Origin of the sequence: Actinomadura sp. 21ATH (assembly GCF_041951345.1) — a bacterium.
Classification (GTDB): domain Bacteria; phylum Actinomycetota; class Actinomycetes; order Streptosporangiales; family Streptosporangiaceae; genus Spirillospora.
On the sequence record NZ_JBGNUR010000008.1, the window covers coordinates 212,241 to 231,396 of the forward strand.

At 75.5% G+C, this 19,156-nt stretch carries 15 protein-coding genes; 10 read left to right on the forward strand and 5 right to left on the reverse strand.

What is annotated here, in order from left to right; all coding sequences use genetic code 11:
- Nucleotides 1-53: 53 nt before the first annotated feature.
- Nucleotides 54-2,993, reverse strand: a complete 2,940-nt coding sequence (locus ACA361_RS24110; RefSeq protein WP_375015265.1) for a hypothetical protein — start codon at nt 2,991-2,993, stop codon at nt 54-56.
- A 222-nt stretch (nt 2,994-3,215) separates the two neighbouring features.
- Between ACA361_RS24110 and ACA361_RS24115 the strand changes: the two genes are divergently transcribed.
- Complete coding sequence (locus ACA361_RS24115) at nt 3,216-4,187, forward strand: DMT family transporter (RefSeq protein WP_375015266.1); 972 nt, start codon at nt 3,216-3,218, stop codon at nt 4,185-4,187.
- Nucleotides 4,188-4,230: 43 nt separating this feature from the next.
- Here the strand turns inward: ACA361_RS24115 and ACA361_RS24120 are convergent, their stop codons facing one another.
- Nucleotides 4,231-4,992: an ABC transporter permease gene (locus ACA361_RS24120; protein ID WP_375015268.1), complete on the reverse strand. Its 762-nt coding sequence runs from the start codon at nt 4,990-4,992 to the stop codon at nt 4,231-4,233.
- Nucleotides 4,993-5,042: 50 nt separating this feature from the next.
- Complete coding sequence (locus tag ACA361_RS24125; RefSeq protein ID WP_375015270.1) at nt 5,043-5,990, reverse strand: ATP-binding cassette domain-containing protein; 948 nt, start codon at nt 5,988-5,990, stop codon at nt 5,043-5,045.
- A 91-nt stretch (nt 5,991-6,081) separates the two neighbouring features.
- Between ACA361_RS24125 and ACA361_RS24130 the strand changes: the two genes are divergently transcribed.
- The 7 genes from ACA361_RS24130 to ACA361_RS24160 all read left to right on the forward strand — a co-directional run bounded on the left by ACA361_RS24130 (nt 6,082) and on the right by ACA361_RS24160 (nt 15,158).
- Nucleotides 6,082-6,783, forward strand: a complete 702-nt coding sequence (locus ACA361_RS24130; protein ID WP_375015272.1) for a TetR/AcrR family transcriptional regulator — start codon at nt 6,082-6,084, stop codon at nt 6,781-6,783.
- Between the two features lie 101 nt (nt 6,784-6,884).
- Nucleotides 6,885-8,261 carry a hypothetical protein gene (locus ACA361_RS24135; protein ID WP_375015274.1) on the forward strand — a complete coding sequence of 459 codons (1,377 nt, stop codon included), beginning with the start codon at nt 6,885-6,887 and terminating at the stop codon, nt 8,259-8,261.
- A 37-nt stretch (nt 8,262-8,298) separates the two neighbouring features.
- Entirely contained in the window at nt 8,299-9,273 is a 975-nt protein-coding gene (locus ACA361_RS24140) for an ARPP-1 family domain-containing protein (protein ID WP_375015276.1), read from the forward strand.
- 367 nt (nt 9,274-9,640) lie between these two features.
- Entirely contained in the window at nt 9,641-10,594 is a 954-nt protein-coding gene (locus tag ACA361_RS24145) for an acyl-CoA desaturase (RefSeq protein WP_375015278.1), read from the forward strand.
- A gap of 112 nt (nt 10,595-10,706) precedes the next feature.
- Nucleotides 10,707-12,479 carry a fatty acyl-AMP ligase gene (locus tag ACA361_RS24150; RefSeq protein ID WP_375015280.1) on the forward strand — a complete coding sequence of 591 codons (1,773 nt, stop codon included), beginning with the start codon at nt 10,707-10,709 and terminating at the stop codon, nt 12,477-12,479.
- 81 nt (nt 12,480-12,560) lie between these two features.
- Nucleotides 12,561-13,730: an LLM class flavin-dependent oxidoreductase gene (locus ACA361_RS24155; protein ID WP_375015282.1), complete on the forward strand. Its 1,170-nt coding sequence runs from the start codon at nt 12,561-12,563 to the stop codon at nt 13,728-13,730.
- 138 nt (nt 13,731-13,868) lie between these two features.
- Nucleotides 13,869-15,158 carry a cytochrome P450 gene (locus tag ACA361_RS24160; RefSeq protein WP_375015284.1) on the forward strand — a complete coding sequence of 430 codons (1,290 nt, stop codon included), beginning with the start codon at nt 13,869-13,871 and terminating at the stop codon, nt 15,156-15,158.
- A 15-nt stretch (nt 15,159-15,173) separates the two neighbouring features.
- Here ACA361_RS24160 and ACA361_RS24165 read toward each other — a convergent pair whose 3' ends face one another.
- Nucleotides 15,174-15,914: an alpha/beta fold hydrolase gene (locus ACA361_RS24165; protein WP_375015286.1), complete on the reverse strand. Its 741-nt coding sequence runs from the start codon at nt 15,912-15,914 to the stop codon at nt 15,174-15,176.
- An 80-nt stretch (nt 15,915-15,994) separates the two neighbouring features.
- Here ACA361_RS24165 and ACA361_RS24170 point away from each other — a divergent pair, with 80 nt between their 5' ends.
- Entirely contained in the window at nt 15,995-16,942 is a 948-nt protein-coding gene (locus tag ACA361_RS24170) for a helix-turn-helix transcriptional regulator (RefSeq protein ID WP_375015288.1), read from the forward strand.
- 20 nt (nt 16,943-16,962) lie between these two features.
- Here ACA361_RS24170 and ACA361_RS24175 read toward each other — a convergent pair whose 3' ends face one another.
- Complete coding sequence (locus tag ACA361_RS24175) at nt 16,963-18,129, reverse strand: amidase (protein WP_375015290.1); 1,167 nt, start codon at nt 18,127-18,129, stop codon at nt 16,963-16,965.
- Nucleotides 18,130-18,185: 56 nt separating this feature from the next.
- Between ACA361_RS24175 and ACA361_RS24180 the strand changes: the two genes are divergently transcribed.
- Nucleotides 18,186-19,142 carry an alpha/beta hydrolase gene (locus ACA361_RS24180; RefSeq protein ID WP_375015292.1) on the forward strand — a complete coding sequence of 319 codons (957 nt, stop codon included), beginning with the start codon at nt 18,186-18,188 and terminating at the stop codon, nt 19,140-19,142.
- Nucleotides 19,143-19,156 lie beyond the last annotated feature (14 nt).

Below are 19,156 nucleotides of genomic sequence, written 5' to 3' on the forward strand. Positions count from 1 at the left end.
GTGTCAGGACAGACACCACCGGCCCGCGCGTCCGGACGGCGGCGATGGCGGGGTCACGACAGCTCCGCGGCGATCCCCTCGAAGTCGGCGGCCGTCAGGGCGAGGGTGGACGCGGCGCCGATCGCCTGCGTCGCCTCCGCGCGGCCCAGGTGGCGGGTCGCGGCGCGGTCCAGGTACGCCTCGACCAGGCGCGCGCCGGTGAGGCGGCCCAGCGGGCGCAGCCCGGGCAGGTCGCGGTCCACGACCCGCCACGCGTCGGCGCCGAGCTCCAGCCGCCGTTCCTCGGCCAGCAGCGCCAGCAGCGCGCGCCGCAGCCGCGGCTCGCCGAGGTCGGGCAGCCGCACCGCGCGCAGGTCGGTGACCAGCTCGGGGGAGGCCGCCGACAGCTCGCCGACGCGCTCGGGCTCGCAGGTGCCCAGCAGCGCGGTGTCGCTGACGCCCTCCAGCCGCGCCCGGTACAGCGCCGAGGCGAACGCCGCGCCCTGCGGATGGTCCAGGATCAGCGTCTCCAGCCCCTCCAGGAGCAGGACGTGGCCGGCGTGCTCATCCAGCGCCGCGCGCAGCCCGTCCGGGCCGCGCTCGCGCAGGTCGTCGGCGTGCATGGTGCGCACCTCGCCGCTGGAGACCTCGACCTCCGCCAGCGCGCGGGCCGCCATCCGCGCCAGCCGGCGCTGCCCGCTGGACGGGCCGCCGATCAGCAGCAGCGCCGGCACCGAGGCGCTGGACACCTCCTGGCCGCGCAGCCGCTTGGCCCACTTGCCGCGCCGCCGCACCTCGGTGACGACCCGCTCGATGTCGTCGCCGCCGCACAGGAACCGGATGCCGTACGCCTCGGCGACCTGCGGGCTGGGGCCCGGGTCGGGCGCCGCCGGGACGGGCGGCGGGGGCTCGGGCACCGGCGCGGGCGGCGGCGGCAGCGACGCCTCGGGCGCCGGCGGCCCCTCCTGCGCCACGTCCGCGCCCGGCCAGGCCGGCCGCGCCGGTCCGGCACCGGACGGATCGAGCTGCGTCGCGCCCAAAGGGCCGGGATCCATGTGGGTGACCGACGGGTCGGCCGGCCACGCCGGCTCCCCGCCTCCCGGGGCTCCCGGGCCGCCCGAGCCGGGGGCGTCGGCGCCCGGCCACACCGGGGCCGTGGGCGGCGCGGGCGGCACGGCCGGGGACGGGGGCGGCACCGGCGGCCCCTGCGGGGCCGCCTCGGGGGGCGCCTGCCGGTACGCCTCGTCGGCGGCGGGCGCGGGCGGCGCGGGCGGGGGCACGGGCGCGGCGGCCGCGGGGGGCGCGGCCGGGGCGGGGGGCGGCGGGATCCGCGGGGGCGGCGATGCCGCGGCGTAGGGGTCGCCGCCCGCGTCCTGCGCCTGCGGTGCCCCTGCCTCGGGGACGCCGGGGATGCCGTGGCCCGGCCCTTCCGCGGCGGGCGGCGGGGCGGGCATGCCCTGCGGCGGCGGGGCCGGGGCCGCCTGCGGGGGAGGCCCCGGCGGGCGCTCGGAGGGTCCCGGCGGCGCGGGCGGGGCCGGGGGGAGCGGCGCGACCGGCTCGTCGGGACCGGCCGCGGCCTGCGCATCGCGCTCGGAGGCCAGGTGCGCGCGGGCCGCCTTGATGATGTCCCACGCGCTGAGCTCGTCGGTGGAGGGCGGGGTGTGCATCGCGGGGCTGGTCAGCTCCGCCGCGATCGCCTGCGGCAGCGCGAACCCGGTCGCCGGCGGCGGCACCTGCGCCAGCCGGCACCACGTCAGCCCCAGCGTGTAGGTGGTGGCCAGCAGCGCGGCGAGCGCGTCGGCGTCGTCGGTGCGGAGCGTCTCGGGCAGCCGGCCGTCGCGCGGCCACAGGTCGCGCAGCGGGTGGTGGGCGTCGGTGAGGACCGCCTGCAGGGTGCGGGCGCTGTCGGGGTCCAGCCAGCGCTGCAGGGCCGGCAGCGCGTTGGGCGCGGTCTGCAGGTCGGCGGCCAGCGCGGCCACGCCCGCGCGGCGCACCTCGTCGTGCGGGCGGCCGCCGGTGACCTGCCGCGCGCCGGTCCGCGCGGCCAGCTGCTGCTGGAGGTCGTACAGGGCCAGGCGCAGGTACTCGCCGGGGGCGGCGTCGCGCACCATCGGGGTGGCGTACTCGGCCGGGCAGCGGCGGCGCCACTCCTGCAGCACGGCCGCGGGCCCGTAGCGGGCGGTGGCGATGTCCTGCTGGACGAGCCGCAGCGAGGCGGCGGTGACCGCGGCCAGCGCGTCGGCGCCCGGCCGGAACCGGGCGTCGCCCTGCAGGCCGGCGGCGACCTCGTACATCACCCGGGCGATGTGGGCGGCGCCGCCGCCGTCGCCGGCCAGCAGCCGGTTGATGTAGTAGCCGGCCAGCGTGCCGAAGTCGGGCGGCATCATCCAGTGCAGCCGCTCGGCCGGGGTGGTCAGGAACGGGATGAACGACTCGATCAGCGGATGCTCGATCAGCACCACCGGGGATCCGGCGCACCACAGCAGCGCGCCCCACGCGGCGGCGACCGTGCTGGGCGTGCCGGGCTGGAACATCGGGTCCTGCTGGGCGAACTGGGCGGGGTTGACCGCCCATGCCGTCGTCAGCGCCTGCTGGATGCGCGCGACCACCGAGGTGTCGGGCGCCGGGCCCAGGAAGCCCAGCGAGGCGACCTGGCCGGCCGACAGGTCCGGGCCGGTCGGGTACAGCTGCGGCGGCACCGGCGGGGTGCCGGCGCCGCGCGGTGCCGGGACGACGGCGGCGCGGTCGGCCGGGGCGACCGGGGGAGGGCACGGGTGCCAGTTGCCGTCCAGGCCGCAGCGGTACCAGCGTCCCCACGCGCCGTACAGCCACCATTCGCTGGCGCCCCACAGCATCCGCGCGGCGACCTGCTCGGCGCGCTGCTGCGGGGCCGCGGACGCCCACCACGGCGAGGCGACCAGCTCCCTGACGTTGCCTTCGACCGCCGTGAAGAGGTCGCCCGCCGATCCGCCCCCGCTTGTACCGGGTCCCGCCCCGGCCCCCTGCCAGTTCACCAGGCGAATGCTAGTCGTTCGCGGGGCCGCCCCCGGCATCGATCCGGCAACTCCGGCCGCCTGCGGGGATGCCCGAATCGCCCACCGGTAAGGACCGTTATGCCATGATGCTCCTTATCTTGGCGGGAGCGGGCAAGAGTGGACGCGACAGGCGCACCCACCGCAACCAGGCGGACTGGACGTACCGGGCGGACCGGGCGAGCGAGAGCGAGGAGCGGCGACATGGACCAGGCGGCGCGCACCCGCACCACAGGGCTGGCCTTCGCCGTGCTCTCCTCGGTCGCCTTCGGCGCGTCCGGCCCGTTCGGCAAGGCGCTCATCGGCGCGGGCCTGACCCCGCTGCAGGCGGTCTGGCTGCGCATCGCCGGCGCCGCGCTGGTGCTGGTCCCGCTGGTGCTGGTGCTGCGCGGCCTCGCCGCCACCCGCGCGCTGCGCCCCCACCTGCCCCGGCTCGCGCTGTACGGGGTGACCGGCGTCGCCGGCTGCCAGGCGTTCTACTTCGTCGCCGCGTCCCGGCTGCCGGTCGGCATCGCGATCCTGCTGGAGTTCACCGGCCCGGTCATGGTGCTGGCGTGGCTGCGGCTGGTGCGCCGCGCCCGCGTGCACCGCACCGCCGTCGCCGGCGTCGCCGTCGCGGTCGCCGGGCTGGCGATGGTGGTGCAGGTCTGGGCCGGGCTCGCGCTGGACGCGCTCGGCCTGGCGGCGGGGCTGGGCGCCGCCGCGTGCCAGGCCGCCTACTTCCTCATCATCGACCGGCTGGCCGGCGAGGTGGACCCGCTGGCCATGACCGCCGTGGGCAGCGTGGTCGCCGCCGCCGCGCTCACCCTGATCGCCGTGCCCTGGACGCTGCCGTGGCACGTCCTCGCCGACGCGGTCCCGGTCGGGGACCGCAGCGCGCCCGGCTGGCTGCTGGCCGCCTGGATCATCCTGGTCAGCACCGTCCTGGCGTACCTGGCGGGCGTCGCCGGGGTGCAGCGGCTGTCGGCGCAGGTCGCCGGCGCCATCTGCTACACCGAGGCGGTCGCCGCCACCCTCATCGCCTGGGCCGCGCTCGGCGAGCGGCTGGCGCCGGTCCAGATCGCCGGCGGCGCCGTGGTGCTGGCCGGGGCGTTCATCGCCCAGCGCGCCGTCATCGACCACGACCCGCCCGTGGCGGCCCCGCCGGTTCCCGCGCCCGCCCTCAACCGGCCCTGACCCGCGCGGGACGGGACGGGACCGGTGAGGGCGGCGGCGCCGGTCAGGCGTTCTCGCGGCGGAACCGGTGCGCGCCCAGCGCCACCGACACCGCCAGCAGCACCGCGGTGACCGCCGCGCCCCGCACGACCGCCGCGCCGCCCCAGTCCCCGGCGAACACCGCGCGCACCGCGTCCACCACGTACCGGAACGGGTTGAACGCCGACACCGCGCGCAGCCAGCCCGGCGCCATCGTCATCGGCAGCAGCACCCCCGACAGCAGCATCAGCGGCAGCGTGACCGTCGACAGCAGCGGCGCGAACGCGTCCTCGGTACGCGTCGCCATCGCCAGCACGTACGACAGCGAGGCGACGCTCACCGCCAGCAGGACCACCAGCGCCAGCCCCGCCAGCATCCCGGCCAGCGGCGCGCGCAGCCCCAGCGCCAGCCCGGCGGCCAGCAGCATGACCGCCTGCACCGAGAGCACCGCGGTGTCGCGCAGCACCCGGCCCAGCAGCAGCGCGGTACGGCTGACCGGCGTGACGCGCAGCCGCTCCACCACCCCGGCGCGCAGGTCGGCGATCAGGCCGAACCCGACGAACCCGGCGCCGAACAGCGACAGCTGGACCAGGATGCCCGGCACCAGCACCTGCCAGGCGTCGCCGGCGCCGAAGCCTTGCACGCCGGTCATGTTCCGCAGCAGCGGGCCGAAGAACAGCAGGTAGAGCAGCGGCTGCAGCGCGCCGAAGACGACCGCGACCTTGCTGCGCAGCGTCTGCCGCAGGTAGCGGCCGAAGATCAGGCGGGTGTCGCGCACGAACTGCACGAGGACCTCCAAGGAGAGAGGGGGGTTCAGGAAAGAGGGAACGGCCCGGTTCAGGCGGCGTCGCGCAGGGAGCGGCCGGTGACGGTCAGGAACACGTCGTCGAGCGTGGGACGGGCCAGGCGCAGCGACGCCAGCTCCACGCCGGCGGCGTCCAGCGCGCGCACCAGGCCCATCAGCGCGTGGTCGCCGTCCTCCACCGTCAGCCGCAGCTCCCCGCCGGTGACGGCGGCCTCGCGGACGGCGGCGTTCCCGGCCAGCGCGTCGCGGGCGCGGGCGGCGTCCTTCTCCTCGGCCAGCTCCAGGGTGACCACGTCGCCGGAGACGCGGCGCTTGAGGTCGCCGGGCGTGCCCTCGGCGACGATCGCGCCGTGGTCGATGATGAGGATCCGGTCGCACAGCGCGTCGGCCTCGTCCAGGTAGTGCGTGGTGAGGAAGACGGTGGTGCCGTCCTCGGCGCGCATCCGCCGGATGTGCTCCCACAGGTTGCCGCGCGACTGCGGGTCCAGGCCGGTGGTGGGCTCGTCCAGGAACACCAGCGGCGGCGCGTGCACCAGCCCCAGCGCGATGTCCAGCCGGCGGCGCTGCCCGCCCGACAGCGAGCCCGCCGGGCGCGCCTCCAGCCCGGCCAGGTCCAGCCGGGCGCACAGCCCGGCGATGCGCTCGCGCGCTCCGGCGACCCCGTACAGGTCGGCCTGCAGCCGCAGCTCCTCGCCGGCCGGGACGGCGGGGTCGGTGCCGCCGTTCTGCCCGACGTACCCGATGCGCCGCCGCACGCCCGCCGGGTCGGCGCGCAGGTCGTGCCCGGCGACGGTCGCCGTCCCGGCCGTCGGCGCCAGCAGCGTCGTCAGCATGCGCAGCGTCGTGCTCTTGCCCGCGCCGTTGGGGCCCAGGAACCCCACGATCTCGCCCGGCGCGACCGACAGGTCCACGCCCCGCACGGCCTCGACCGGCCCGCGCTTGGTGGTGAAGGTACGGGCCAGCCCGTGTGCCTCGATCACAGATGCCTCCCTCGGATCGCCGATAGAGTAACCCAAATTTTTAAGTGATACCAAAATTTGTGCGGCACCAGGTCCGGCTAGAATCTCCGCCATGACCGAACGGGAGATCCAGGACCGCGACGGGCGCGAACGGGAACAGAGGCAGGAGCAGGGGCAGGAACTCGGGCTGCGCGAGCGCAAGAAGCGCGAGACCCGGCAGCGGCTCTCCGACATCGCCACCGGCCTGTTCATCACCCGCGGCTTCGACAACGTCACCATCGCCGACGTCGCCCGCGCCGCCGACGTGTCGGTCAACACGGTCTTCAACTACTTCAAGACCAAGGAGGACCTGTTCTTCGACCGCCAGGACGAGATCGCCGAGCAGGCCGCGCGGGCGTTCCGCGACCGGCGCCCCGGCGAGTCGGCCGTCGCGGTCTTCCACCGCATGTTCGTCGAGGGCCTGGACGGCAACGCCTACCAGACCGCCTTCCACGAGGGCAGCGAGGTCTGGGCCAAGACCGTCATGGACAGCCCCGCCCTCACCGCCCGCCAGCGCGAGATCGGCCAGCGCTCCCAGGACGAGCTGGCCGCCATCCTCGCCGAGGAGACCGGCGCCGACCCCGACGACCTCGGCCCCCGCACCGTCGCCTCCATGCTCATGTCGGCGCAGTTCGTCCTCATCCAGGAGATCGTCGCCCGCAGGCTCGCCGGCCAGTCGCTGGAGGAGATGCGCGCCGACGTGTACGCCGCCGTCGAACGCGTCTACGGCCTGCTGGAGAACGGCATCGGCGACTACGCCGTCAAACCCGCCTGACCCGGCCCCCGCGCCCCGCACCGGGACGGCCCCGCCGGAAAATGAGTGTCGGGGCACTCGCGGCGATTCTTAGACTCCATGATTGCGGAGGCGAGACAATCATGGACACCCCCACACTCCTCGGCCATCTGGAGACCGGCACCGGACCCCTGACCCTGCCCAGGGGCGGCACCCTGTGCTGGGACGACGCGGACTTCCACCGCGCCGCCTACACCGACGACCCCGAGGGCTACGCGCTGCTCGGGCTGGCCCCCGGCGTGGCGCCCTGGCAGCGCGCCCGCGTGCTGCTGCAGATCCTGGCCGCCTCCCAGGCCGGCCTCGACGACGCCACCCGCGCCACCCTCGCCCGGACCGCCCGCGTCCTCACCCTCGCGCTCCCGCCCGGCCACGTCATCACCGTCCTGCTCGGCCTGCGCCGGCTGCGCGCCAACCACAAGCACACCACCCGCGCCGCGCTGCGCTTCGTCCTGGAGCACCCCGCCGCCGACGCCCTCATCGCCGCCCGCCGCCCCGCGCTCGTCGACTGCTTCGAGCACGCCCTCGGCAAGGCCACCGCCCGCGGCTGCGCCCGCCGCGTCGCCGGCGGCGACACCGGCTCGGACTACCTGCAGCGCCGCCTGCTGCGCTTCCTCGCCGCCCCCGCGACCGCCCTTCCCCGCGTCCGCGCCCTCTACCAGGCGCGCCCCGCCGCCACCCCCGACCCCGCCGAACCCGGCACCCCCGGCACGGCCGGCACGGCAGGTGCGCCCGGCCCGCACGAGCCCGCGCTCACCATCGACGCCGTCCGCGAACGCCCCCAGACCGTCACCGCCACCAACCGCGGCGACATCGCCGCCACCCTCGTCCACCTCTACCGCGGCGGCCCCGCCGAGGACCTGTACGTGGCCCTCAACGGCTACCTGGGCACCGCCGCCGCCGCGTTCCCCCGCTTCGAGGGCACCCTCGCCCTGGTCCTGGACGCCTCGGCGTCCATGCGCGGCCACGGCGAGCGCGAATGGGCCGTGCTGTCGCAGGCCGCCGCCCTGCGCATGCTGCTGTCGCAGGTCTGCGCCCGGCTGGAGGTCATCGAGGTCGGCGGCGACGAGCGCGCCCCCCGCGGCGCCACCGACCTGGCCATGGGCGTCCTGGACGCCCTGGGCACCGCGCCCGACCTGGTCGCCGTCGTCTCCGACGGCTACGAGAACCTCTTCCCCGGCGACCTCGCCCGCGTCGTGGCCACCCTCCCGCGCGCCGGCGTCACCACCCCCGTCGTCTTCTGCCACGCCATGTTCACCGGCGGCGACGACCTCACCCTGCGCCGCCCCGCGCCAGCCCTCCCGCAGCGCGGCTTCTGGCACCAGGACGACTTCGCCGAACTGCTGCCCTGGATGTTCGGGCACTGCGCCGCCGGCGGCCCCTGGCTGCGCGACACCCTCCGCGCCCGCCTGGACCTGCTCGACCGGCGCGCCGCGCGGCTCCTGGACCGCCCCGCCGCCTGACCGGCCGCCCAGCGGCCAGAACCGGAAGGACCCCCCGATGAGCGAGCCCACCGCGCTCGACGCGCTCGTGCCCGGACCGCTCAGCCTGGCCGGGCACCGCCTCGGCACCCCCCAGCGCGCCGGCGCCCTCACCATGGTCCCCGTCACCGGGCCGCCCTACCCCGGCATCGCCCCGCCCCGCACCGGCCTCAAGCTCACCCGCGTCGCCGGGTACGGCCGCCTCGAACTGCGCAACGGCGCCGGCGCCGGCGGCGGCGTCGCGATCGTCCCCCTGCACATCGGCTACGTCCAGGACGCCGCCCAGAACCACGCCCTGTGCCGCTCGGCGTTCCTGGCCCCCGGCCAGTCGCTGATGTTCGAGGACGCCTGCTGCGTCCAGCAGAGCCAGGGCGGCTACCTCGCCGAACGCGACCAGTGGTTCTTCGTCCTCCCGCTGGAACTGCGCGCCCGCGCCCTGGAACTGCGCGGCGTCCACGACCACGCCAAGCTCTGGAACGACATCACCGCCCTCAACCGCGGCTGCGGCCTGCCCGCCCGCGGCCACCTGGAGCAGATCCTCTCCCGCCGCCGCCCCGTCCTCACCCAGTTCCAGAACCGCCTCGAACTCCAGCCCGGCCAGCTCGGCGCCCTGTTCTTCGTCGCCGGCCGCTTCGCCGGCCTGGAGATCGCCCCCGACCCCGCCTACTTCGCCGAGGTCTGGACCGCCCTGGTCGCCTTCGCCTACGGCGTCCCCGCCTGGCGCGCCGAACCCGCACCGCCCGCCGGGCCGGCGGCGCCCTACGAGGCCGGCGACCTGGCCGGCCTGCGCGCCGCCCTCGACCGCGACCGCGCCGGCCGCGTCGCCGAGGTCGCTGGCTGGCTCGCCGACCTGCCCGCCGGCCCCCTCCAGACCGCCGAGGAGGAGCGCTACCTCGGGCTGCGGCTGTCGACCGTCACCGGCCCCCACCTGGCCGGCCAGATCGTCACCGACGGCGACCGCGCCGTCTACGCCTCCCTGTTCGCCGCCACCTGACGCGCCGCGTCCGGGCAGAACGCGAAAAGGGGTTGCCCGCGGGCGCCCCCGGCCACTTCAATCGACACCACGGGAACTGTGCCGTGGCACGCCGGGCCGACACCTGATTCCAAGTCAGGATCAATCGTCTGAGGAACGATCCATCGCCCGGCGCCCGCGCCGGCCGCCTGTCCCGCCCCCCGCCTGCCCCCGCCCTCCTCCACTCCTCCGCTCCCGACTCCCGCTCCCACCCGCACCCGCCTCCGGCGGCGGTTCTTGTCAACCGACTGCGCAACGTCCCGCGCAACAGTTGAGATGGCACAGAAGCCCTCCGCGGCACCCGGCCCGTACGGTCGTGCGCATTCCCGAACCGCGAGAAGGAGCCTCCATGACAGCGGGCGTCGCCGAGGCGGGCAGCAGGGCCCCGCAACCGGACATCTCACCCAAGGCCGTCCCGCTCGTCGAGCGGATCAGCGTCGTCGTCTTCGTCGTCGCGCCCATCGCCGGCGTGCTCGCCGCCGTCCCCTTCTTCTGGGGCTGGGGCCTGGGCTGGACCGACGTGGCCATCTTCGCCTTCCTCTACCCCTTCAACGCCCTGGGCATCACCGTCGGCTACCACCGCCACTTCACCCACGGCGGCTTCAAGGCCAAGCGCTGGCTGCGCATCGCCCTGGCGATCCTCGGCGGCCAGGCATGGCAGGGCTCGGTCATCTTCTGGGTCGCCGACCACCGCCGCCACCACAAGTACGCCGACCAGGAAGGCGACCCCCACTCGCCCTGGGCGTTCGGCCCCGGCGTGTGGGGCCTGACCAAGGGCCTCTTCCACGCCCACATGGGCTGGCTGTTCCGCAAGCACCGCACCTCGCGCAGCAAGTACGCCCCCGACCTGCTCGCCGACAAGGACCTGCGGCTGCTGGGCCGCAACGACGTGTACGTCCTCATCGCCGCCACCACCCTCCTGGTCCCCATGGGCCTGGGCGCCCTGCTCACCTGGTCCTGGCACGGCGCCGTCACCGCGCTGTTCTGGGCCGGGCTGCTGCGCGTGTTCGCCGGCGACCACATCACCTTCTCCATCAACTCCATCTGCCACGTCTTCGGCAAGGAGCACTTCAGGACCCGCGACCGGTCCCGCAACGTGTGGTGGCTGGCCATCCCCTCCTTCGGCGAGTCCTGGCACAACCTCCACCACGCCGACCCCACCTGCGCCCGGCACGGCGTCCTCAAGGGCCAGATCGACATCAGCGCCCGCGTCATCTGGCTGTTCGAGAAGCTCGGCTGGGTCTGGGACGTCCGCTGGCCCGACGAGAAGCGCCTCGCCGCCCGCCGCATCACCACCCCCTGAACGGCACCCCGAGCACCACGCCCGACGGCCCCGGGACACCGCCCCTGAGCACCCGCCTCCGAGCACCGCCCCTGAGCGCCGGGCCCGCGACACGCACGCCCCTGGAGCAGCCATGACCACCACCCCCGGCGGCCTCGACCGCACCCCCCTCACCACCCGGCTCGCCCGCTGGGCCCAGCTGTATCCCGCCGACCGCGCCTACACCTACGTCGACTACGCCACCGACCCCGCCGGCGTCGACGTCGACATCACCTGGGGCGAACTGGACGCCCGCGCCCGCGCCGTCGCCGCCACCCTGCGCCGCACCACCGACGCCGGCCAGCGCGCCGCCATCCTCGCCCCGCAGAACCTCGACTACGTCATCGCCTTCCTCGGCGCCCTGTACGCCCGCGTCATCGCCGTGCCGGTGTTCTCGCCCGACCTGCCCGGCCACGCCGACCGCCTCATGGCCGTCTACGCCGACGCCGAACCCGAATGCGTCCTCACCACCACCGAGGCCCTCCCGCACGTCGAGGCGTTCTTCGACGACAACACCCTGCCGCGCCCCAAGGCCGTCATCGCCGCCGACCGCGCCGACCCGGCCGACCCTGCCCTGACCTGGCAGGACGAGCCGATCGACGCCGACGACCTGGCCTACCTCCAGTACACCTCCGGCTCCACCCGCGTCCCCGCCGGCGTGATGGTCACCCACGGCAACATCGCCGTTAACGCCGAGCAGTGCTGGGGCACCTTCGACGGCATCCCGCGCGTGTCCACCGGCGTCAACTGGCTGCCCCTCTTCCACGACATGGGCCTGGTCACCGCCGTCGCGCTGCCCATCGCCCACGCCAGCCCCGCCGTCCTGATGGACCCCGTCGCGTTCATCATGCGCCCCGTACGGTGGCTGGAGCAGCTCAGCAAGCAGAGCCACGCCTTCACCTGCGCGCCCAACTTCGCCTACGAGTACCTGTCCACCAAGGTGAGCGAGGAGGAGAAGGCCGCCCTTGACCTGTCGGGCGTGCAGGTCTTCATGAACGGCGCCGAGACCATCCGCGAGGGCACCCTCACCCGCTACCTGCACGCCTACCGCGACCACGGGCTGCGACCCGAGGTGCAGGTCCCCGCCTACGGCCTCGCCGAGGCGACGGTGTACGTGTCCTCGTCCTCGCGCTACGAGAAGCCCACGATCCGCGCGTTCGACCGCGACGCCCTCAACGCCGGCGAGGCGCGGCCCTGCGACCGCGACGACGAGCGCGCCACCGTCATGGTCGGCTGCGGCACCCCCTACGGCCAGCACATCGCCATCGTCGACCCGGCCACCCGCGAGCGCGTCCCCGACGGCCGCGTCGGCGAGATCTGGATCAACGGGCCCAACGTCACCGCCGGCTACTGGGGCCGCCCCGAGGCCACCGCCGAGACCTACGGGGCCGCCCTCGCCGGCGACCGCGGCGACCTGCCCGAGCGCCCCTGGCTGCGCAGCGGCGACCTCGGCGTCGTGCACGACGGCGAACTGTACGTCACCGGCCGCATCAAGGACCTGGTCATCATCGACGGCCGCAACCACTACCCCCAGGACATCGAGTACACCGCCTACAACGCCCACGACGGCGTCCGCCGCGAGTACGTCGCCGCGTTCGCCGTCCCCGGCGAGGAGACCGAGGACCTCGTCGTCGTCGCCGAGCGCAACCGCCGCGTCCCCGTCCGCCGCCTCGACGCCGCCGAGGTCGCCGACGCCGTCCGCGCCGCCGTCAGGCACCACCACGACGTGCGCGTCGGCGACCTGGTCCTCATCGAGCCCGGCGGGCTGCCGCGCACCAGCAGCGGCAAGGTGTCCCGCACCGCCTGCCGCAAGGCGTACCTGGACGGCACGCTCCCGCTCGCCCGCACCGGCCCCGACGCCGGCTGACGGCACCGGGCCCGCCGTGATAGGGACGAGGCGAACGGCGTTCTAGTCCGTTCGCCTCGTCCATCCGACAGGGGTCAACGCATGAGCACTCCCGCCCCGGCAGGTCCCCGGCGCTTCGGCACCTTCCTCGCCCCCTTCCATCCCTGCGGCCAGAACCCCACGCTCGCCCTCGAACGCGACCTCGACCTGATCGTCCACCTCGACCGGCTCGGCTTCGACGAGGCGTGGATCGGCGAGCACCACTCCGCCGGGCACGAGCTCATCGCCTCGCCCGAGGTGTTCATCGCCACCGCCGCCGAACGCACCCGCCACATCCGGCTGGGCACCGGCGTGCCCTCGCTGCCCTACCACCACCCGCTGATGCTCGCCGACCGCATGGTGCTGCTGTCGCACCTCACCCGCGGCCGCGTCATGCTCGGCGCCGGACCCGGCGCGCTGCCGTCGGACGCGTACATGATGGGCATCGAGGTCGCCGAGCAGCGCGACATGATGGAGGAGGGCCTGGAGGCGATCCTGGCGCTGCTGCGCGGCGATGAGCCCGTCACCCGCAAGACCGGCTGGTTCGAGCTGCGCGACGCGCGCCTGCAGCTGCGCCCCTACGGCGGCGAGCTGGAGGTCGCCGTCGCCGCGATGGTGTCCCCGGCCGGGCCGCGCGCCGCCGGCCGGTACGGCTGCTCGCTGCTGTCGCTGGGCGCCACCCAGACCGCCGGGTTCGACGCGCTCGGCTACCACTGGGGCGCCCTGGAGGAACGCGCCGCCGAGTACGGCACCACCCCCGTCCGGGCCGACTGGCGGCTGGTGGGGCCCATGCACCTGGCCGAGACGCGCGAGCAGGCCGCCCGCGACGTCGCGTTCGGGCTGGCCGACTGGGTCGCCTACTTCCAGAAGGTCGCCGCGCTGCCGATCGCGCCCGACACCGACGACCCCGACCGGCTCGTCGAGGCGATCAACGCCACCGGCCTGGGCGTCATCGGCACCCCCGACGACGCGATCGCGCAGATCCGGCGGCTGGCCGAGCAGTCCGGCGGCTTCGGCACGTACCTGCTGATGGCCCACGAATGGGCCGACACCGAACGCACCCGCCACTCCTACGAGCTGTTCGCCCGCTACGTCGCGCCCGTCTTCCAGGGCACCGCGCAGGCGCCCGCCGCCAGCCGCGACTGGGCCGCGCGGAACCGCGCCGCCTTCTTCGGCGCCGCCAGCGACGCCATCATGGCCAAGGTCCAGGAGCACGAGAACGAGAAGGCATGACCAGCCGGCCCCGGGGACCGGGAGACCCGGGGGACGGGCGCGGCGGGGCTGTGTGGTGGGTCACAGCAGCGCCGCGCCCATTGACCGTAATCGGGCACTTATCCAAGCTTGGGGGCGTACCGACGGAGGTGAGGCACCGTGGCCATCCGGCCGGCGAGCGCGGTCCATGACGACATCGACCTGAGCGACCTGAACTTCTGGGGCCGCCCGCTGACCGAGCGCGCCGCGGCGTTCGCGCGGCTGCGGGCCGAGGAGGGGCCGCGGTTCTACCCCGACCCGCCCGTCCCGTTCGCCAAGCCCGGCCCCGGCTACTGGGCCCTGGTCCGGCACGCCGACGTCCTGGAGGCCAGCCGCAACCCGAAGATCTTCAGTAGCGAGCCCAATGCCACCACCGTCATCGACGGCCCGGCGTGGCTGGACAAGTACGTCAACTCGATGATCAACATGGACGACCCGCGGCACGCCAAGATCCGCCGGATCGTCTCCCGCGCGTTCAGCCCCAAGATGCTGGCCAAGACCGAGGACGACGTCCAGGCCCGCGCGGTGCGGATCGTCGACGAGCTGATCGCCTCCGGGCCCGGCGACTTCGTCGCCAAGGTCGCCGTCCGGCTCCCCGTCGAGATCATCTGCGACATGCTCGGGATCCCCGAGGACCTCTACCCGCGGATGCTGCGGCTGACCAACATCGTGCTGGGCAACTCCGACCCCGAGTACACCGGCATCACCCCCGACATGGGCCGCGTGCGCACCGGCCTGGGCCTGGCCAAGGTCGCCTGGGCCAGCCGCGAGCTGCACCGCCTGGCCGCCCGGCTCGGCCGCGAGCGCGTCAAGAACCCCACCGACGACCTCACCTCCGCCCTGGTCAACGCCAACCTCGACGGCGAGAAGCTCACCGCGCGCGAGTTCGGCACGTTCTTCCTGCTGCTCGTGGTGGCCGGGAACGAGACCACCCGCACCGCCATCGCGCACGGGCTCCAGCTGTTCACCGACCACCCCGAGCAGAAGGACCTGCTCCTGGAGGACTTCGACGGCCGCATCGGCGGCGCCGTCGAGGAGATCGTGCGGGTCTCCACCCCCGTCATCTGCTTCCGCCGCAACCTCACGCAGGACCACGAGATGAACGGCCACACCTACCGCGCCGGCGACAAGGTGATGCTGTTCTACAACTCCGCCAACCGCGACGAATCGGTGTTCGACGACCCCGACGCCTTCGACATCACCCGCTCGCCCAACCCGCACGTCGGGTTCGGCGGGCCGGGCCCGCACTTCTGCCTGGGCGCCAACCTGGCCCGCCGCGAGATCAGCGTGATGTTCAAGGAGCTGTTCACGCGGCTGCCCGACCTTCGCGCCGACGGCGAGCCCGACCGCCTGATGTCGTCGTTCATCAACGGCTACAAGCGGCTGCCCTGCACCTTCACCAGGCCCTAGCGGCCCGCCGGGCCGCTACAGCTCGGCCAGCAGCGCCGCCAGGTCGGCCGGGCGCGACAGCATCGGCCAGTGCCCGGTCGGCAGCTCCCGGAAGCTCCACTCCGGGCCCGCCAGCATCCCGAACACCGGGTTGCCGCTCTCGATCATCTGCCGCACCGCCGGCAGCGGGAACGTGCAGGCGATCATCGTCTTGGGCGTGTCCGGAACCGTCTCCGGCCGCGCCGGCGCCTGCGTCGCGGTGCCCACCGGCTGCGGCGTGGCGCGCTCGCGCAGCAGCGCCAGCGCCGCCTCGTCCAGCCCCGCCAGCTGGTGCGGGTCGGCGGCCGGGTCGAACGGCGGCGGCGGGATCAGCCGGCCGCCGCCCTCCTCGGCCACCCGCTTCTCGATCGCGGCCCGCTCCTCGGGGTCGTTGAAGTCGATCTGCGCCATCCCCGGCGGCAGCGGCGCGGTGTCCACGTACACCACCCGCGCCAGCCGGCCGGGGATCCGGTCGGCCGCGCCGGTCACCGGCATGTTCGCCCCGCTGTGCCCGACCAGCACCACGTCGCGCAGGTCCGCGCCCTCGATCAGCCCGACGATGTGGGCGATGTGGGTCTCCACGTCCACCTCCTCCGCAGCCGCCTCGCCCGCCCGCTCGGCCAGCCCGGGCAGCGTCACCGCGTGCACCTCGTGGCCGGCCGCGCGCAGCTCGCGGGCCACGTCCTCCCACGCCCAGGCGCCGAGCCAGAAACCGGGGACCAGTACGAACGTCGTCATCATGCACTCCCTGTCGTCGCTGATGAGAAGAGCGTATGGTCAATACCGGACAGAATCCGCCCGGAATGAGTCGGTGATCGGTGTCACACCCCACGACGCGCATCCTGACGATGCTCGAACTCCTCCAGGCGCACCACCGCATGGGCGGCGCCGAGCTCGCCCGCCGCCTCGGCGTCGACGAGCGCACCGTCCGGCGGTACGCGGCCCGCCTGGAGGACCTCGGCGTCCCCGTCACCGCCGAACGCGGCCGCTACGGCGGCTACCGGCTCATGCCCGGCTACAAGCTGCCGCCGCTGATGCTCACCGACGACGAGGCCACCGCCGTCGTCCTCGGCCTGCTGGCCGGCCGCCGCGTCGGCCTGCCCGGCGAGGCCACCGAAAGCGCCCTGGCCAAAGTGCAGCGGGTGCTGCCCGCCGCCCTGCGCGAACGCGTCCAGGCCCTGCAGGACACCCTCGGCTTCACCCTCGCCGCCCGCGACTCCGCCGCCCCCGCCACCGCCCGGCTGCTCACCCTCGCCGAGGCCGCCCGCGCCCGCCGCCGCGTGCGGCTGCGCTACCGCTCGTTCAAGGGCGAGGCCAGCGAGCGCGACCTCGACCCCTACGGCCTGGTCTTCCACTCCGGCCGCTGGTATGTCACCGGGCACGACCACCGCAGCGGCGAGGCCCGCACCTTCCGCGTCGACCGCGTGGAGTCCGCCGAACCCGGCGACGCCACCTACGACGTCCCCGCGGACGCCGACCCCGTACGGCAGGTCACCGGCTCGCTGGCCCGCGTCCCGTACGCGCACGACGTCGAGGTCCTGCTGGAGACCACCCTGGAGGAGGCGCGCCGCCGCATCCCGCCCACGACCGCCACCCTCACCGCCGCCGGCGGGGGAGTGCTGCTGCGCACCCGCGCCGAACGCCTCGACGGCATGGCCCAGATGCTCGCCGGCCTGGGGTGGCCCTTCACCGTCCGCCGTCCCGCCGGGCTGCGCCAGGCCGTCCGCGACCTGGCCGACACCCTGCGCGAGCAGGCCGACCGCTGACCCCAGGGCCGGGGCCGCCCTCAGGGAGCGGGCGCGGGGGACAGCGCCTCCGACACCGCCTCCAGGGCCGCCGCGACGCGCAGCAGGACCGCCTCCCGGCCGTGCGCGGCCACCGCCTGCAGGCCCACCGGCGTCCCGTCGGCGCCCAGGCCCGCCGGGACGCTCACCGCGGGATGGCCGCTGACGTTGAACGCCCACGTCAGGTCCACGGCCATCGCCTCGCCCGGGCCGCCGTGCCCGTGCGGCGGCACCGGGACCGCCGGCGTCAGCAGGACGTCCACCTCGCCGAACAGCGCGTCCAGGGCCTCGTCGTTGCGCGCGCGGATCCGCCGGCATCCGGCGTCGTCGCGGCCCGCCCGCAGTGCGCGCCAGACCGGGCCCGGGTCCAGCAGGCGCGGCCCCGCCGCGGCTCGCCCGCCGTGCCAGGTGATCGCGCCGGCGTCGCGCAGCCGCCCGGCGGCGGCGCGGGCGACCGCCTCCACCCCGGCGTCCGGTTCGGCGTAGCCGAGCGTGGACGACCACGCCGCGCGCAGCGGCTCCCCGCCCGCCGCCGCGGGGAACTCCTCGCCGAGGATGACCGACAGGTGCAGCGCCGCGTCGCGTGCCGTGCGGGCGAGCGCGCCCAGCGCCGCCAGCCCCGCCCGGTCGCGGGCCGGGAGCCGCCGGTTGGTCGGCTTGAGCCCCACCAGCCCGCACCACGCCGCCGGGATCCGCAGCGAGCCCGCGCCGTCGCTGCCGGTCGCCAGCGGCACGATCCCGGCCGCGACGGCCGCCGCCGAGCCCGCCGACGAGCCGCCCGGCGTGCGGTCGGGCCGCCACGGGTTCACGGTCGGGCCCCGGGCGGTGCCGCCCCAGGTCTGCCACGGCGTGGACGCGTCCGGCACCGACGTCAGCCCCACCACCACGCACCCCGCGCGTTCGAGCGGCGGAGTCTGGAGCGCCTGCGAGCGCGGCCACGCCTTCACCCCGATCGGCACCCCCGCCAGCCGCGGGCGCTCGCCGCGCCGCACGGCCGCGTCGACGCGCCGCGCCGCCGCCACCGCCCGCTCGGGCCGCACCTCGGTGAACGCCCGCAGGGCCGGGTCGCGGGCGGCCAGCCGGGCGAGCGCCGCCCGCACGGTCTCCACAGCGGAGACCTCGCCGCGGTTCACCAGGTCCGCCGTCGCCGTGGCGTCCGGTTCGCTCATGTTCGCACCTCCGCAGATCTTGGGCTCGCCGGGGCCGCACGGCACACTTGGCTGCCATGACCGTTCAGGGATGTATCACCACGGGCACGGACGTCGCCGACGAAACACGGCAGTTCACCGCGGCGGTCGCCGAGCTGCTGGCCGGCCAGCCCCCGCTGGAGGAGATCGACGACGCCCCCGCCATCCGCGCCGCACGCGAGAGCGGGACCGGCGTCCTCCCCGCGCCCGTCCGCATCGCCGAGGCGGTGAACCGCACCGTCCCCGGCCGCGGCGGCGACGTCACCGTGCGCATCCTGCGCCCCGCCCAGGTGGACGGGGTCTTCCTGCACATCCACGGCGGCGGCTGGACGCTGGGCTCCGCCGACGGCCAGGACCCGCTGCTGTGGGAGCTGGCCCAGGCGGCCGGCGTGGCCGTCGTCAGCGTCGACTACCGGCTGGCGCCCGAGCACCCCTACCCCGCCGGCCCCGACGACTGCGAGGACGCCGCCCGCTGGCTGATCGCCGAGGCCGCCGCCGAGTTCGGCACCGACCGCCTCGTCATCGGCGGCGAGTCCGCCGGCGCCCACCTGGCGGTCGTCACGCTCCTGCGCCTGGGCGAGCGCGCGCGGGCGTTCGCCGGCGCGCAGCTCACCTTCGGCGCCTACGACCTGTCCATGACCCCCAGCCAGCGGCACGCCCGGGACATGCTCGTCATCCCCACCGGCACCATGGCCTGGTTCTACGACCAGTTCCTGCCCGGCATGAGCCCCGAGGAGCGCCGCGCCCCCGACGTCTCGCCCCTGTACGCCGACCTGCGCGGCATGCCGCCCGCCCGGTTCTCCGTCGGCACGCAGGACCCGCTCCTGGACGACTCGCTGTTCATGGCCGCGCGCTGGGAGGCGGCCGGCAACGAGACCGAGCTGGAGGTCGTCGCCGAGGCCCTGCACGCCTTCATCGCCTGGCCCCTGACGGTCGCCCGGCGCGAGCGGGAGGCCCAGCTCGCCTACATCACCGCGAAGGTCGCCAAAGATTAGCGGCGCCGGGCGAT

Coding starts and splice junctions, on each gene's coding strand:
- ACA361_RS24180 (WP_375015292.1), top strand. CDS start 18,186: ATGACCGTTCAGGGATGTATCACCACGGGCACGGACGTCGCCGACGAA.
- ACA361_RS24150 (WP_375015280.1), top strand. CDS start 10,707: ATGACCACCACCCCCGGCGGCCTCGACCGCACCCCCCTCACCACCCGG.
- ACA361_RS24165 (WP_375015286.1), bottom strand. CDS start 15,914: ATGACGACGTTCGTACTGGTCCCCGGTTTCTGGCTCGGCGCCTGGGCG.
- ACA361_RS24130 (WP_375015272.1), top strand. CDS start 6,082: ATGACCGAACGGGAGATCCAGGACCGCGACGGGCGCGAACGGGAACAG.
- ACA361_RS24135 (WP_375015274.1), top strand. CDS start 6,885: ATGGACACCCCCACACTCCTCGGCCATCTGGAGACCGGCACCGGACCC.
- ACA361_RS24140 (WP_375015276.1), top strand. CDS start 8,299: ATGAGCGAGCCCACCGCGCTCGACGCGCTCGTGCCCGGACCGCTCAGC.
- ACA361_RS24175 (WP_375015290.1), bottom strand. CDS start 18,129: ATGAGCGAACCGGACGCCACGGCGACGGCGGACCTGGTGAACCGCGGC.
- ACA361_RS24145 (WP_375015278.1), top strand. CDS start 9,641: ATGACAGCGGGCGTCGCCGAGGCGGGCAGCAGGGCCCCGCAACCGGAC.
- ACA361_RS24115 (WP_375015266.1), top strand. CDS start 3,216: ATGGACCAGGCGGCGCGCACCCGCACCACAGGGCTGGCCTTCGCCGTG.
- ACA361_RS24155 (WP_375015282.1), top strand. CDS start 12,561: ATGAGCACTCCCGCCCCGGCAGGTCCCCGGCGCTTCGGCACCTTCCTC.